The organism is Variovorax sp. BGA-UO-ETr-C22, from assembly GCF_059567965.1.
Genome location: NZ_JCAQPA010000009.1, coordinates 194,328 through 208,476, shown reverse-complemented (window position 1 = coordinate 208,476; position 14,149 = coordinate 194,328). Strand labels below are relative to the sequence as shown.

The 14,149-nt window shown below is 70.6% G+C and carries 14 protein-coding genes; 9 read left to right on the top strand and 5 right to left on the bottom strand.

Annotated elements, in window-relative coordinates:
• Positions 1-106: 106 nt before the first annotated feature.
• Positions 107-1,465 (top strand): glutathione-disulfide reductase, encoded by a 1,359-nt coding sequence (gene gorA / locus AC57B8_RS10505; RefSeq protein WP_496479581.1) that lies wholly within the window; start codon positions 107-109, stop codon positions 1,463-1,465.
• Positions 1,466-1,576: 111 nt separating this feature from the next.
• Here the strand turns inward: gorA and AC57B8_RS10500 are convergent, their stop codons facing one another.
• Positions 1,577-2,479: a ketopantoate reductase family protein gene (locus AC57B8_RS10500; protein ID WP_496479580.1), complete on the bottom strand. Its 903-nt coding sequence runs from the start codon at positions 2,477-2,479 to the stop codon at positions 1,577-1,579.
• A 52-nt stretch (positions 2,480-2,531) separates the two neighbouring features.
• A complete protein-coding gene (locus AC57B8_RS10495; RefSeq protein ID WP_070061858.1) occupies positions 2,532-3,446 on the bottom strand; it encodes a LysR substrate-binding domain-containing protein in 915 nt (304 codons plus the stop codon).
• Between the two features lie 187 nt (positions 3,447-3,633).
• Here AC57B8_RS10495 and AC57B8_RS10490 point away from each other — a divergent pair, with 187 nt between their 5' ends.
• From AC57B8_RS10490 to AC57B8_RS10460, 7 genes are all read left to right on the top strand, one after another.
• The gene (locus tag AC57B8_RS10490; protein ID WP_070061918.1) at positions 3,634-4,401 is read left to right on the top strand and encodes an ABC transporter permease; all 768 of its coding nucleotides are present in this window, start codon (positions 3,634-3,636) and stop codon (positions 4,399-4,401) included.
• Entirely contained in the window at positions 4,398-5,426 is a 1,029-nt protein-coding gene (locus tag AC57B8_RS10485; protein ID WP_496479579.1) for an ABC transporter ATP-binding protein, read from the top strand. The genes AC57B8_RS10490 and AC57B8_RS10485 overlap by 4 nt, the downstream gene beginning before the upstream one ends.
• A gap of 22 nt (positions 5,427-5,448) precedes the next feature.
• Entirely contained in the window at positions 5,449-6,525 is a 1,077-nt protein-coding gene (locus tag AC57B8_RS10480; protein WP_070061856.1) for an extracellular solute-binding protein, read from the top strand.
• A 9-nt stretch (positions 6,526-6,534) separates the two neighbouring features.
• Positions 6,535-7,356 carry an ABC transporter permease gene (locus tag AC57B8_RS10475; protein WP_062481405.1) on the top strand — a complete coding sequence of 274 codons (822 nt, stop codon included), beginning with the start codon at positions 6,535-6,537 and terminating at the stop codon, positions 7,354-7,356.
• Entirely contained in the window at positions 7,307-7,855 is a 549-nt protein-coding gene (locus AC57B8_RS10470; protein ID WP_062481403.1) for a TIGR00725 family protein, read from the top strand. The genes AC57B8_RS10475 and AC57B8_RS10470 overlap by 50 nt, the downstream gene beginning before the upstream one ends.
• 45 nt (positions 7,856-7,900) lie before the next feature.
• The gene (locus AC57B8_RS10465; protein ID WP_062481401.1) at positions 7,901-9,418 is read left to right on the top strand and encodes an AMP nucleosidase; all 1,518 of its coding nucleotides are present in this window, start codon (positions 7,901-7,903) and stop codon (positions 9,416-9,418) included.
• Positions 9,419-9,533: 115 nt separating this feature from the next.
• Positions 9,534-10,556 carry a Bug family tripartite tricarboxylate transporter substrate binding protein gene (locus AC57B8_RS10460; protein WP_174250308.1) on the top strand — a complete coding sequence of 341 codons (1,023 nt, stop codon included), beginning with the start codon at positions 9,534-9,536 and terminating at the stop codon, positions 10,554-10,556.
• Positions 10,557-10,568: 12 nt separating this feature from the next.
• Here the strand turns inward: AC57B8_RS10460 and AC57B8_RS10455 are convergent, their stop codons facing one another.
• Positions 10,569-11,264 carry an ArsR/SmtB family transcription factor gene (locus AC57B8_RS10455; protein ID WP_496479578.1) on the bottom strand — a complete coding sequence of 232 codons (696 nt, stop codon included), beginning with the start codon at positions 11,262-11,264 and terminating at the stop codon, positions 10,569-10,571.
• Between the two features lie 83 nt (positions 11,265-11,347).
• Between AC57B8_RS10455 and AC57B8_RS10450 the strand changes: the two genes are divergently transcribed.
• Positions 11,348-12,511 carry a cytochrome P450 gene (locus AC57B8_RS10450; RefSeq protein WP_496479577.1) on the top strand — a complete coding sequence of 388 codons (1,164 nt, stop codon included), beginning with the start codon at positions 11,348-11,350 and terminating at the stop codon, positions 12,509-12,511.
• Here the strand turns inward: AC57B8_RS10450 and AC57B8_RS10445 are convergent, their stop codons facing one another.
• Both AC57B8_RS10445 and AC57B8_RS10440 read right to left on the bottom strand, forming a co-directional pair.
• Positions 12,512-13,477 (bottom strand): flavin-nucleotide-binding protein, encoded by a 966-nt coding sequence (locus tag AC57B8_RS10445; protein ID WP_496479576.1) that lies wholly within the window; start codon positions 13,475-13,477, stop codon positions 12,512-12,514. It lies immediately after the preceding gene.
• Positions 13,474-14,139 (bottom strand): glutathione S-transferase family protein, encoded by a 666-nt coding sequence (locus AC57B8_RS10440; protein WP_159279525.1) that lies wholly within the window; start codon positions 14,137-14,139, stop codon positions 13,474-13,476. Before AC57B8_RS10440 ends, AC57B8_RS10445 begins: the two co-directional genes overlap by 4 nt.
• Between the last annotated feature and the right edge of the window lie 10 nt (positions 14,140-14,149).

The window sequence follows — 14,149 nt, the reverse complement described above, 5'->3', positions numbered from 1 at the left end:
CCCCCGCCAAAGACCCTCGCAGGCCGCGGTGCTTCACGGCCATGCCCATGCCGAAAGCGCCGCCGCCGCCCCGCCGCTACAGTCGGCCGCAAGGAGCGTCTTTCTCATGCAACCATTCGATTTCGACCTCTTCGTCATTGGCGGCGGCAGCGGCGGCGTGCGCGCCGCGCGCATGGCGGCGCAGACCGGCGCGCGCGTCGCGCTGGCCGAGGCCGCCGAGCTCGGCGGCACCTGCGTCAACGTGGGCTGCATCCCGAAAAAGCTCTACAGCTATGCGGCCGGCTATGCCGAGTCGTTCGAGGAAGCCGAAGGCTACGGCTGGAAGCTCCCGTCGGCGCCGCAGTTCGACTGGGCGCACCTCAAAGCCCAGCGCGCCAAGGAGATCAGCCGGCTCAACGGCATCTACGGCTCATTGCTGAAAAATTCAGGCGTCACGCTCGTCACCGGCTGGGCCCAGCTGGTCGATGCGCACACGGTGGAAATCGAAGGCAGGCGCCACACCGCGCGCCACCTGCTGGTGGCCACCGGCGGCACGCCCTTCGTGCCCGAGATTCCAGGCCGCGAGCACATCGTGACCTCCGACGCGATGTTCGACCTCGACCCGTTCCCCAAGCGCCTGCTGGTGGTGGGCGGCGGCTACATCGCCTGCGAGTTCGCGTCGATCTTCAACGGCCTGGGTTCCCAGGTGACGCAGCTGCACCGCCGCGCCCACCTGCTCACCGGCTTCGACGACGACGTGCGCCAGTTTCTGGCCAACGAGATGGGCAAGGCCGGCGTCGACGTGCGCCTGAACTGCGAGGCCTCGTCGATCGCGCGCGGCCCCGACGGCCTCGTGGTCACGCTCGCGCGCGGCCAGCAGATCGAGGCCGACACCGTGCTCTTCGCCACCGGCCGCGTGCCCAACACGCAGGGCCTCGGCCTCGAGGCGGCGGGCGTGAAGCTCGACGACAAGGGCGCCATCGCGGTCGATGCGCACTACCGCACCTCGGTGCCGTCGATCTACGCGGTGGGCGACGTGTCGACCCGCGTGCAGCTCACGCCCGTGGCGCTGGCCGAGGCGATGGTGGTGGTCGATGCGCTGTTCGGCAAGGGCAAGCGCGGCATGGACTACGAGTTCATTCCCACCGCCGTGTTCACCCACCCCAACATCGGCACCTGCGGCTACAGCGAGATCGACGCCCGCGCGAAGTTCGGCGAGGTCACCGTGTTCTCCAGCGAGTTCAAGTCGCTGCGCCACACCCTCTCGGGCCGCAGCGAGCGCACCTTCATGAAGCTCGTGGTCGACAAGAAGAGCGACCGCGTGGTGGGCCTGCACATGGTGGGCGCGGACGCGGGCGAGGTGGTGCAGGGCTTCGCGGTGGCGATGCGCGCGGGTGCGACGAAGGCGCTGTTCGACAGCACCATCGGCATCCATCCCACCGCCGCCGAAGAGTTCGTGACGATGCGCGAGCCGATGCCGGGATAAAGGCTCACCCCCAGTCTTCGCGCACTTCGTGTCGCTTCGCCAACCCCCTACCGGGGGCAACACCAGCGGCCCGGCAAAGCCGGTTCCGCGGTGTTCCGCGCGAAGACGTCATCAACGAGGCTGTTGTTTTCCTTCGAGCAGCTTCACCATCACGAACAACACCCGGTTCGCCGGCGTCGGCACGCCCAGCGCCTCGCCGCGTCGCACGACCAGCCCGTTGAGGTGGTCGATCTCGCTGCGCTTGCCGCGTGCGAGGTCCTGCGCGGTCGACGAATACTGCGAGGGCATCGACTGCGCGATGCCGCGCACCGCCGCATCGACATCGCCCGGAATCACCACGCCCTCGGCCTTCGCCACCGCGAGGCATTCGGTGACCACGTCGCGGATCACGTCGGTCACGCCCGTGCCCTGCACGAGCTCGCCATACGGCAGCTGCGACACGGCCGACAGCGCGTTGTAGGCGCAGTTGAGCACCAGCTTGGCCCACAGCGCACCGCGCACGTTGTCGGAAATCTGCGTGGGCACGCCGGCCGCGATCAGTGCCTGCGCCACCTCGTCGCTGCGGCGCGAGGGCGCGATCACCAGCTCGCCGCGGCCGTGGTGCTTCACATGGCCCGGCCCCGCCATCTCGGTCGCCACATAGACCACGGCGGCGGCCACGTCGTGCGACGGCAGCGCCGCGCGCACGCGCGCGTCGTTGTCGACGCCGTTCTGCAGCGTGAGCACCAGCGCGCCGGGCGCGAGGTGCGGCTGGATCTGCGCGGCGGCCGATTCGGTGTCGGTGGACTTCACGCAGAACAGCACCAGGTCGGCGCCCTGCACGGCGCCCGCTTCGGTGCTGGCCTCGATGCGCACCTGTTCATCGAAGGCCTGGGTCTCCAGCCGCAGCCCGTTCGCACGCACCGCCTCCACATGCGAAGGCCGGCCGATCAGCACGACTTCGTGACCCGCGCGCGCCAGCATGGCGCCGTAGTAACAGCCGACCGCGCCGGCACCCATGACTGCGACTTTCATCGATTCGATTCCTTGGTTGTTCCGTGGCCAGAGCGTAGCGAAGACGGCCGTTTCATGCCTCGGTCTCCACGCCGCGCGACTTCTGCCCTTCGTCCATGATCCATTCGCGAAACGCCGCGAAGGCCGGCAGGTCGAGACGGTCGGGCCGATAGCACAGGTAGTGGCCCTGGTCCACGCGCACCGGCGTGCCGCAGGGGCTCAGCAGCGCGCCTTCGGCGAGCTCTTCCTGCACCAGCAGCTTGGGCACGAGGCCGATGCCCAGCCCGTTGAGCGCCGCCTGGATCAGCGCCGAGTACTGCGCGAAGCGCGGGCCGGCCACGGTCTGCACCTCGGGCACGCCGTGCTGCGCGGCCCACTGGCGCCAGGCGGTGGGCGCGCCCTCGTGGTGCAGCAGCGTGTGGCCGACGATGTCGATGGGCTGCACGATGCGGTGGCGCCCCTCGACCAGCGCCCGCGCCACGATCAGCACGAATTCGCGCCCCGCGATGTATTCGGACACCACACCGGGCCAGCCGTCAGGGCCGTAGCGGATGGCGGCATCGACGCCGGCCGGGATGCCGTCGCTGGGCTCCAGGTGGCGGCTGAAGCTCAGCATCACGTGGCGGCTCTTCTGGCTGAAGGCCGGCAGGCGCGGAATGAGCCATTTGGTGAGGAAGGTGGGCACGCTGGCCAGCGTGAGCAGGCCGGCGCCGGCATCGCCCGAGCGGGCCTCGAAGGTCGCGGTCTCGATGGCGCGCAGGCCGCCCGAGATCTTCTGCCAGTACACGCGCCCCTGCGGCGTGAGCTGCACGCCGCGGCCGTTCTTCTGCAACAGCTCGCGGCCGAGGAACGCCTCGAGCCCCGCGATCTGCTTGCTGACGGCGCTCACGGTGATGCACAGGGCGCCGGCCGCGAGCGTGATGCTCTGCTGGCGCGCCACGGCGTCGAAGGCCAGCAGTTCCTGGATGGTGGGGCAGTCGCGTTTCATGCCTGGCTCCGGTTGATGAAAGTCGTGTGAAAAACACTTGCCGATTGCTCAAGTGTCGTCATCCAACTTTCACCCATAAGTGTGCATCTGCTTCCTAGAATTCGCTGGAACGCGGCAATCCGCCGTGGGCAAAAAGTAGAGCATCCGGAAAGTATGCCGGGTGCGCAAGACCTTCGGAGACACCCCCTTGATTCGCGGCATCTCGCTCGTCTACGGCCTGTACCTGCTGCTGCCCATCGCCCTGCTGGCGATCGGCAGCTTCGGCGGCAACTGGACCAACACGCTGCTGCCCACGGGCGTCACCGGGCAGTGGTATGTCGACCTGTGGCTGGACACCTCGTTCCGCAAGGCCTTCGTGAGCAGCCTCGTGGTGGCGATGGCGGCCTGCGCGATCAACACGGTGCTGGCGCTGCCGCTGGCCTATGCGCTGTACCACGGCGCGCGGCGCGGCAGCAGCATCGCGGCGCGCATCGTGAGCGCCACGCCGGTGGCGGTGCCGACCATCACGCTGGCCTTCGGCTACATGATCGTGTTCAACACCGACCTCGCTCCGTGGCTGGGCTCGATGCCGCTGCTGATCGCCGCGCACGCGATCCTCACGCTGCCCTACCTCACCAACACGCTGCTGACCGACCTGCGCCACCTGGACCTCGGTCGGCTCGAGCAGGCCGCCGCCACGCTCGGCGCCTCGGGCTGGCAGCAGTTCACCGGCATCGTGCTGCCCAGCCTGCGCCAGAGCCTGATCAGCGGGCTGGTGATGGTGGCGGCCATCTCGGTGGGCGAGTTCGGGTTGTCGAACCTGCTCACGAGCTTCCAGAACCGCACCTACCCGGTGGTGCTGCTGCAGGCCTTCTACGGCGCGACGGGCTTTGCCTGCGCGGCGACCGTCATCCTTCTCGTGCTGGCGAGCGCGTCGGCCCTTCTCTCCTCTTCTCTGGTGAAGCAGCGCGCATGAGCCTCTTACTCGACAACGTCAGCTACAACTACCCCGGCAGCGCGCACGGCCTGCACGACGTGTCGCTCGACGTGCGCACGGGCGAGCTCGTCGCGGTGATCGGGCCCAGCGGCTCGGGCAAGTCGACGCTGCTCAAGCTGGTGGCAGGGCTGGAGACCGGCCACACGGGCCGCATCGTGCTCGGCGGCGACGACATGTCGCGCACGCCGGTGCACCAGCGCCACATCGGCATGGTGTTCCAGAGCTATGCGCTGTTTCCGCACCTGAGCGTGCTGGACAACGTGGCCTACGGGCTCAAGCTGCGCAAGGTGGACACGGCCCCGCGCCGCCAGCGCGCGCAGGAACTGCTCGACATCGTGGGGCTGGGCGACCACGCGCAGCGCGCCGTGGCGCAGCTCTCGGGCGGCCAGCAGCAGCGCGTGGCCTTGGCCCGCGCGCTCGCGATCGACCCGCGTGCGCTGCTGCTCGACGAGCCGCTCTCGGCGCTCGACGCCAGCGTGCGCGGCCACCTGCGCGACCAGATCCGCTCGATCCAGCAGCGCTTCAACGCGACCACGCTGCTGGTCACGCACGACCAGGAAGAAGCGCTGGTGATGGCCGACCGCGTGGCGATGCTGAAAGACGGCCGCCTGCTGCAGATCGCCACGCCGCGCGAGATCTACGAGCACCCTGCCAGCCGCGCGGTGGCCGAGTTCGTCGGGCTCTCGACCATCCTGCCCGCCAAGGTGGCGTCGCCGGGCCGGCTCGACATGGGCTTTGCCGAGCTCTTCGCCGAGACCGGCAACCGGCCCTTCGGCACCGCGGTGCATGTGCTGGTGCGGCCCGAACACATCCGGCCCGACCCGGCGCCCGACAGCGTGAACCGCCTGGCCGGCCGCACCGGCGCGCAGCGCTACCTGGGCGCGCTCACGCGCTACGACTTCGACGTGGCGGGCGCGGGCAAGCCCTTCCTCGCCGAGTCGGCCGCACCGGCAGCCGAAGCGATTGCCATCGCCCCCGAACACCTTCGCCTGCTCGACCACTGACCTTTCCTCTCAAGGAGCCTCCATGCAACGCAGACATCTGATCCAGGCCGCCGGCGCACTGCCCGTGCTGTCGCTCGCGCGCACCGCTTTCGCCTTCGACGGCCCCGAGCTCTACGCGGGCGAGAAGGCGCTGTACGCCGAAGCGCAGAAGGAAGGCCTGTGCGTCTCCTTCGACACCGGCCCCGAGTGGGCCAACTGGAAGTCGCTGTTCCGCGACTTCAAGAAGCGCTACCCCGAGATCGAGCTGACCTACAACGACATCGGCTCGGCCGCCACCGTGGTCGCGCTCGAAAAGACCAAGCGCCGCCCGCAGGCCGACACCGCCTACTACTTCGCCGCCTCGGCCGTCGATGCCGCGAAGAAGGACGTGGTCGCGCCCTTCAAGCCCGTCAACTTCGACAAGCTGCCGCCGGTGTTCCGCGAGGCCGAGGGCCGCTGGTTCACCATCCACACGCTCAACATCGCCTTCCTCGTGAACAAGAAGCTGGTGAAGAACGTGCCCACGGGCTGGGCCGACCTGCTCAAGCCCGAGTTCAAGAGCACGGTGGTCTACCTCGACCCGCGCTCCACCGGCATCGGCCAGGTGCTGACCTTTGCCGCGGCCTACGCCAACGGCGGCAGCGTCGACAACGTGCAGCCCGGCACCGACTACCTGGGCAAGCTGCATGCGGCCGGCAACGTGCTGCGCGTGGAAGGCACCACGCCGTATGCCAAGTTCCTCAAGGGCGAGATCCCGGTGTGGATCAGCTACGAGAACGACGGCCTGAAGGCCAAGCACGTTGACGGCATGGGCGATGCGGTCGAGGTCGTGATCCCGAAGGAGGCCAGCGTGGCCGCGCCGTACGCCATCAGCCTCGTGAAGAACGGCCCGAACCCGAACGCCGGCAAGCTGTGGCTCAACTTCATCATGAGCGAGGCCGGCCAGTCGCTGTTCGCGCAGGGCTTCGTGCGACCGGCCGTGCCGGGCACGCCGCTCTCGGCCGACGTCGCGGCCAAGATGCCGGCCGCGCCGCAGATCAAGCCGCTCGACGTGGTGAAGGCCTCGGAGCGCAAGGCCGAGGTCGACAAGCTCTGGGCGCAGGCCGCGCTGGGCAAGTAAGAGGCCGTGATGCGACGCTTTGGCGCCTGGCCCGCCTGGGCCTTCATGGCGCTCTTCTTCGCGGTGCCGCTGGCGGCGCTGCTGCCCGAGGCCTTCGGCGAGGGCGGCAGTGCCTTCGGGCGGCTGTTCGGCAACCCGCTGTTCCTGGGCGCGCTGCGCAACACGCTGGGCCTGGGCCTGGCGGCGGGTGCGATCTCGGCGCTGGTGGGCACCTGCATCGCCATCGAACTGGCGCGCCAGCCCGAAGGCCGGCGCCAATGGATGATGACGCTGCTGGGCCTGCCGCTCGCGTTCTCGGGCCTGGTGATCGCCTACGGCTTCATCCTCGCGTTCGGGCGCGCGGGCTTCGTGACGCAGCTGCTCGCGGGGCTGGGCGCCGACCCGGCCGTGATCGGCAGCTGGATCTACAGCGTGTCGGGCCTGGGGCTGGCGTATGCCTACTACCTGATCCCGCGCGTGGCGCTGTCGCTGTACCCCGTGTTCGCCAACCTCGACCTGCGCCCGGCGCAGGCGGCGCGCACGCTGGGCGCCTCGAAGGCGCGCGCCTTCCGGGACACGGTGCTGCCCGAGGTGCTGCCCTCGGTGCTGTCGAACGCCTGCATGGTGGCCGCGATTGCCATGGGCACCTACGGCACGGCGCTGGCGCTGGTGGGCACGCAGCTGAACATCCTGCCGCTGATGCTGCTCGCGCAGGTGGGCGACGGCGGGTCCGATTTCGCGGTGGCGGCGGCCCTGTCGCTGGTGCTGATGGTGGTGTGTGTGGTCGTGATGGGAGTGGGCGATGTCTTTACACGAAGGCGCGAGCGCGGTGCTGTCGGCGCCGGTCACTGAGGCGCTGACGCGCCTGGCGCAACGGCAGTGGGGGCCGCAGCGCCACCGCCAGCCGGTGGCGATGCTCGGCCCGGGCGACGGCGGCCCGGCCGAATGCGAGGCCGCCTACGCGGTGGCGCATGCGCTGGCCGGCGCGGGCATGGCGGTGGTCTGCGGCGGGCGCGGCGGCGTGATGGCCGCGGCCTCGCGCGGCGCGGTGGAAGCCGGCGGCATCGCCGTGGGCATCCTGCCCGAGGACGACGACCGCCACGCCAACGAATGGCTCAGCGTGGCCATTCCCACCGGCATGGGCGAGATGCGCAACGGCATCATCGCGCGCAGCGGCGTGTGCCTGGTCGCCATCGGCGGCAACATGGGCACGCTGTCGGAGATGGCGATGGGCCTGAAATGGGGCAAGCCGGTGTTCGTGATGCACGGCGACGTCGCCCTGCCCGGCGCGGTGCAGGCCACGGACGTGGACGACATGCTGGCCAAGGTGCTGGCCTGCCTTTTGGACTGACTGTCTGGCCTCCCCATCGACACGGGCGCATTGCACAATGACGGCATGCCCTACATGCCCACCTTTGTCGCTCCCGCCCGCTTCACCGACGCCGCCGAGGCGCTCGACCAGGTCAAAGCCATCTACCAGGGCGGCCTGGCCCACCTGCGCGAATCGATGCTGCGCTTTGTCGCCGGCGAGGCGCTGCCGGGCCGGGTGCGGGCCTGCTACCCGTTCGTGCGGGTGCACACGCACACCGTCTCGCGCCACACGCCGCCGGCCAACGCCGGCCTGAGCTACGGCTTCGTGGCCGGCCCCGGCCGCTACGAGACCACGCTGACGCGGCCCGACCTGTTCTCGCGCTACTACCTCGACCAGTTCCGCCTACTGCTGGAAAACCACCAGGTCGAGATCGAGGTCGGCACCAGCACGCAGCCCATTCCGATCCACTTCTCGTTCGCCGAGAACGACCACATCGAAGGCACCATGAGCGCCGAGCGCCGCGCCCTCATGCGCGACGTGTTCGACCTGCCCGACCTGGGCGCCATGGACGACGGCATTGCCAACGGCACCTTCGAGGCGCTGCCCGGCGAGCCGCAGCCGCTGTCGCTGTTCACGGCGGCGCGCGTCGACTACTCGCTGCACCGCCTGCGCCACTACACGGGCACGGCGCCCGAGTGGTTCCAGAACTTCGTGCTGTTCACCAACTACCAGTTCTACATCGACGAGTTCGTGCGCCTGGGCCACGAGGCCATGGCCGACGAGAACAGCGAGTACATCGCCTTCATCGAGCCCGGCAACGTGATCACGCGCCGGCGCGGGCTGGCCGCGGGCCACAGCGACACCTTCGCCCACCTGCTGGACGGCAGCCAGGGCACCGCGCCGCCGCGCCTGCCGCAGATGCCGGCCTACCACCTGGTGCGCGAGGACTACAGCGGCATCACCATGACCAACATCGGCGTCGGCCCGGCCAACGCCAAGACCATCACCGACCACATCGCCGTGCTGCGCCCGCACGCCTGGATGATGCTGGGTCACTGCGCGGGCCTGCGCAACACGCAGCAGCTGGGCGACTACGTGCTGGCCCACGCCTACGTGCGCGAGGACCACGTGCTCGACGAGGAACTGCCGCTGTGGGTGCCGATTCCGGCGCTGTCGGAGATCCAGCTGGCGCTCGAGCAGGCGGTGGCCGACGTCACGAAGTGCGAGGGCCCCGACCTGAAGACGATCATGCGCACCGGCACCGTGGCCAGCACCGACAACCGCAACTGGGAGCTGCTGCCCGGCAACCAGCCGCAACGCCGCTTCAGCCAGAGCCGCGCCGTGGCGCTGGACATGGAAAGCGCGACCATCGCGGCCAACGGCTTCCGCTTCCGGGTGCCCTACGGCACGCTGCTGTGCGTGAGCGACAAGCCGCTGCACGGCGAGATCAAGCTGCCCGGCATGGCCAACCACTTCTACCGCGAGCGCGTGGAACAGCACCTGCGCATCGGCATGCGCGCCATCGAGATCCTGCGCCAGGAAGGCACCACCCGGCTGCACAGCCGCAAGCTGCGAAGCTTCGCGGAAGTGGCTTTCCAGTAGGCTCCGACGCCTTTCGCCCCTCTTTCCCCCTCAGGGTTTCTCCCTGTGCGGGCGAGGGCGTGTTTGCCTTGTTTCGCGGACATCATTGGCTGTCACGTACACAACTGGAAACACGATGCGCCCGTCTTCGCCGCCTGCCGCCGCCCTTCCCCTGTCCCGCCGCCGCTTCGGCACCTGGCTGGCAGCCTCGGCCGCTGCCGCCGGTGCGGGCCAGGCCGCGCTGTGGGCCGGCAACGCCCGCGCGGCCGACGCGCCGCTGAGCAGCAAGCTGCGCATCGTCATTCCCGCCAACGAAGGCGGCGGCTGGGACCAGACCGGCCGCGCCCTCGGCGCCGCCCTGCTGGCCTCGGGCGCCGTGGGCACCGTCACCTACGAGAACATCGGCGGCAAGGGCGGCACCATCGGGTTGGCCAAGTACGTCGAGAAGTACGACGCCGACCCCGAGGCGCTGCTGGTCAGCGGCATGGTGATGGTCGGCGCGGTGGCGCTGCAAAAGCCCGCCGTCACGCTGGCGCATGTGTCGCCCGTGGCGCGCCTCACCAGCGACTACGAGGTGGTCGCCGTCAAGGCCGACTCGCCCATCAAGACCCCCAAGGACCTCGTCGCCCAGCTGCGCGCCGATGCCGCCAACACGGTCATCGCGGGCGGATCGGCCGGCGGCGTGGACCACATGTTCGCCGGCATGCTGGCGCGCGTGGCCGGCGCCTCGGCGTCGCTGAACTACCAGCCGCACCCGGGTGGCGCGCAGGTGGTCGAGGCGCTCGAAACGGGCAAGGCGGCGGTCGGCATCTCGGGCTACAGCGAGTTCGCCGAGAACATCGCCAACGGCAAGCTGCGCGCCATCGGCGTGTCGTCCAAGCACCCGTTCCAGGGGATCGCCTCGGTGCGCCAGCAGGGCGTGGACGCCGACCTGGCCAACTGGCGCGGCGTGATGACCGGCAAGAAGGTGCCGCCCTATCGCCGCGGCCAGCTGCTCGAAGCGGTGCAGCGCGCCACCACACACGACCTCTGGCAGAAGACCATCAAGCGCAACAACTGGGACCCGTACTGGATGGCGGGCAAGGACTTCGAGAGCTTTCTCGAACTCGACACCGCCATGGCCGGCCCGCTGATCTATCTGCTCAAGCTGAAGGCCTGATCGCCTTCGCCCTCAGGCGAACAACTCCGGCATCTCGCGCTGCGCCTTCAGCGTGAGCGTGAGCGCGCGCCCGTCGAGTTCCTGCCGCACCCAGCCGCGCCGTAGCGACAGCTGCAGCCACGCCGCCCCGAGCGCGCCGCCCAGGTGCGGGCGGCGTTCGCTCCAGTCGAGGCAGGCGCAAGCGAAGCGGCGGCGCGAGCGGCGCACGGCGTCGACCTCGACGCCCAGGCTCTCCAGTGCAATCGCGCCGTCGGGCGTGAGTTCGTACGAGCCGCTCGCAAGGCCGCTGAGCCAGCCCTGCGCATGCAGCCGGTCGTGCAGCGCAACGCCCGCGGTGCCGGCCATGTGGTCGTAGCAGGTGCGGGCGCTGCGCAGGCGGCTCGGTGTGTTGGGCTGGAAGGCGGTGGCCGCAGGGCGCGGCGCGCCGGCCACCACCATGAGGCTTTCGAGCGCGGCGGCCACGTCGTCGCTGGCCAGGCGGAAGTAGCGATGCTTGCCTTGCACGAGCACCTCGACCAGCCGCTCTTCTTTCAGTCGCGCGAGGTGCGCGCTCGCGGTCGAGGCGGCCACCTCGGCCACCGTGGCGAGCTCGGTCGCGGTGCGGGCGTGGCCGTCCATCAGGCAGTTCAGCATGCGGGCGCGCGCCGGTTCGGCGATGGCGCCGGCGAGGCGGGCGAGCTGGAAGTCGGAAGCAGTGGTGTCGTCCATGCGGGCATCCTAAGGCGACGCCGCATCCCACACTTCGTTCGCGGCCGAAGTGTGCCGGCGCCTGCGAACACACACTGCGCGCCATGACTACCGCCACGCTCACTCATCCCGCCGACCCGGTCGCCGCCGCCACGCATGCCGACCCGTACCCCTACTACGCCACGCTGCGCGACGGCCCGGCGCTCGCGTGGCACGAGGGCTTGCGCGTCTGGGTCGCGAGCCGCGCCGATGTCGTCATGCAGGTGTTGCAGACCCACGGCGCGCTGCGCGTGCGCCCCGCCGCCGAGCCCGTGCCGCGCGCGATCGTGGGCAGCCCGGCGGGCGAGGTGTTCGGTCACCTCGTGCGCATGAACGACGGCCCCGCACACCAGGCGCACCGGCCGGCGTTGCAACGCGCGCTGGCCGGGCTCGACCTGCAGGCGGCGCACGCCGCCGCGCTCGACGTGGCGCGACAGCTGCCTGCACAGGCGCCGCTGTCCGAGGCGTTGTTCTCGCTGCCCGTGCGGGCGATGGCGCACCTGCTCGGGTTCGACGGTGCGACGTTGCCGCAGGTGGACCGCTGGATGCGCGACTTCGTCGCCTGCCTTTCGCCGCTGTCGAACGCCGACCAGCTGCAGGCGGCGAGCGTGGCGGCCGGCGCGCTGATGAACCGCTTCGAAGCCCTGAGCGCGAACGCCTCACCACGCGACGGCACGCTGCTGGCGGCGGTGCTGGCCGAAAGCGCGGCGAGTGCGCCGCTCTCGCGCGCGCTGCTGGCGAACCTCGTGGGCCTGCTCTCGCAGACCTGCGACGCCACGGCGGGTCTGCTGGGCAACAGCCTCGTTGCGCTGGTGCGCGAGCCCGCGCTGCGCCCGCTGGCACGCACGCGCGACGGGCTGCTCGCCATCGTGGAGGAGACGTCGCGCCACGACCCGTCGGTGCAGAACACGCGCCGCTTCGCGATCGAGCCCGTCGAGATCGCCGGCACCTCGCTGGCGGCGGGCGACGCGGTGCTGGTGCTGCTGGCCTCGGCGCAGCGCGACCCGGCGTTCAACCCCGAGCCCGACCGCTTCATGCCCGTGCGTGCGCAACGCCGCGTGCTCGGCTTCGGCCATGGCATGCACGCGTGTCCGGGACAGGCGCTGGCCTGCACGCTAGCTGCGGCGGGCCTCGAAGCACTGCTGCACTCGCAGCGCGTGCCCGACCTCGATGCGCTCGGCTGGCACTACCGCCCGTCGGTCAACGGGCGCATTCCCGTCTTCGACTAGTCAGTGCGCGGCCCAGCGCCCCGTGCCCGCCAGGTGCGGCGACAACGCGGCCTCGCCCCAGCGCAGCGGCAGCGCGGCCGGACGGCGCAGCGCGCGCGTGACGTGAAAGCGCATGAGCCGCTCCGCGCCTTCGAACGCCGCGACCTCGGGGCCGTCCGTGACGATCTCCGCCGTGGCGCTCAGGTGCAACAGCTCGCCGGTGTCGAAGTCGACGAACAGCAGGCCCGCGCGCGGGTGCGCCTGCAGGTTGCCGAGCGTGTTGAAGAAGCGGTTGCCGTTGAAGTCGGGCACCGTGAGCACGCCGCCCGCATCGACGCGCACGAAGCCCGGCCGCCCACCGCGGTGCGACACGTCGACGCCGTGCGAGCGCGCATCGGCCGCGTCGCCCACCGCCACCGCGTCGGGGTACGCCGTGGCGATGAACAGCGTGTCGGACGCGCCGATGAGCCGTTCGGCCGCGAGGTCGAGCGTGTCGAGCCACTGCACGGCGGGCTCGTTGGCCGGCGGTGCGGCGAACACCGGCTCGCGCGCCTGGATGTAGCGCGGGCAGTTGCCGAAGCTCTGCTGCACCTCGACCATGAAGCCCGCCGCGTCGAGCGCCTCGACCGTGCCGTTCATGCGGTTGCGCCGCCGCGTGTGCGGCTGGATGCCCAGCAGCCCGAGCGTGGCGCCGGGCGCGAGCTGGCCCGTGAGCGGATCGCCGGCGCCCGGCAGTGCATCGATGCGCAGGTGGGTCGCGTCGGGCGAGTGCGCAAAGCCGGCGGGCGCGGCGAGCATGCTGGCCCACGGCTGCAGGTCGGCGTCGAGGCTGCCGACCACGAGGAACGGCAGCAGCGCGAAGAACTCGCGGTGCTGGTCGGGCATGTAGTCGCGGATCACGCGCGGGCCCACCGCCTCCATCTGCTCGCGCGCGCCCACCAGCGACTGCAGCGCGCGCTCGCCGGCGTGGAAGGGCGCGGCGATCATGACGCCACCGCCAGGCCCACCGGCGAACGCACCATCGGCACGAACCCGGGCAAGGCTTCCACGCGCGCCAGCCAGGCGCGCAGCTGCGGGTAGGCGTCGAGCGACACGCTGCCCTCGGGCGCATGGGCCACGTAGGCGTAGTTCGCGATGTCGGCCAGCGTGGCCGACGGGCCCGCGAGGAAGGGCTGCTCGGACAGGCAGGTCTCCATCACCGCGAGCAGCGCGTGCGAGCGCTTGACGGTCTCTGTGCGGTCGGCGTCCACGCCGAACAGCACCATGATGCGCGCCGCCGCCGGGCCGTAGGCCAGCGGGCCGGCCGCCACCGAGAACCAGCGCTGCACGCGCGCCGCGCCCACCGGGTCGCGCGGCATCCAGCGCGCCGGGTCGGGGGCGTAGCGTTCGTTGAGGTACACGAGGATGGCGTTGGAGTCGGCCAGCGTGACCTCGCCGTCCTCGATCACCGGCACCTGGCCGAAGGGGTTGCGCGCCAGGAACTCCGGCGTGCGGTGCTCGCGCTGGCGCAGGTTGAGCTCGACGATCTCGAAGGGCAGGCCCAGCACCGAGAGGAAGAAGCGCACGCGGTGCACGTGGCCCGAGATGGCGCTGCCGAAGAGCTGGATGGGCCGGGCGGGCTGGCGGGCGGTGGTGGTGTTCTCGGTCATGAAGAGTCCT

Excerpts from the sequence above, each read along its gene's own strand:
- AC57B8_RS10500 (WP_496479580.1), bottom strand. The coding sequence starts at position 2,479 with ATGAAAGTCGCAGTCATGGGTGCCGGCGCGGTCGGCTGTTACTACGGC.
- AC57B8_RS10465 (WP_062481401.1), top strand. The coding sequence starts at position 7,901 with ATGCCCTACATGCCCACCTTTGTCGCTCCCGCCCGCTTCACCGACGCC.
- AC57B8_RS10495 (WP_070061858.1), bottom strand. The coding sequence starts at position 3,446 with ATGAAACGCGACTGCCCCACCATCCAGGAACTGCTGGCCTTCGACGCC.
- AC57B8_RS10440 (WP_159279525.1), bottom strand. The coding sequence starts at position 14,139 with ATGACCGAGAACACCACCACCGCCCGCCAGCCCGCCCGGCCCATCCAG.
- AC57B8_RS10455 (WP_496479578.1), bottom strand. The coding sequence starts at position 11,264 with ATGGACGACACCACTGCTTCCGACTTCCAGCTCGCCCGCCTCGCCGGC.
- AC57B8_RS10445 (WP_496479576.1), bottom strand. The coding sequence starts at position 13,477 with ATGATCGCCGCGCCCTTCCACGCCGGCGAGCGCGCGCTGCAGTCGCTG.
- AC57B8_RS10485 (WP_496479579.1), top strand. The coding sequence starts at position 4,398 with ATGAGCCTCTTACTCGACAACGTCAGCTACAACTACCCCGGCAGCGCG.
- AC57B8_RS10475 (WP_062481405.1), top strand. The coding sequence starts at position 6,535 with ATGCGACGCTTTGGCGCCTGGCCCGCCTGGGCCTTCATGGCGCTCTTC.
- AC57B8_RS10460 (WP_174250308.1), top strand. The coding sequence starts at position 9,534 with ATGCGCCCGTCTTCGCCGCCTGCCGCCGCCCTTCCCCTGTCCCGCCGC.
- AC57B8_RS10480 (WP_070061856.1), top strand. The coding sequence starts at position 5,449 with ATGCAACGCAGACATCTGATCCAGGCCGCCGGCGCACTGCCCGTGCTG.
- AC57B8_RS10470 (WP_062481403.1), top strand. The coding sequence starts at position 7,307 with ATGTCTTTACACGAAGGCGCGAGCGCGGTGCTGTCGGCGCCGGTCACT.
- AC57B8_RS10450 (WP_496479577.1), top strand. The coding sequence starts at position 11,348 with ATGACTACCGCCACGCTCACTCATCCCGCCGACCCGGTCGCCGCCGCC.
- gorA (WP_496479581.1), top strand. The coding sequence starts at position 107 with ATGCAACCATTCGATTTCGACCTCTTCGTCATTGGCGGCGGCAGCGGC.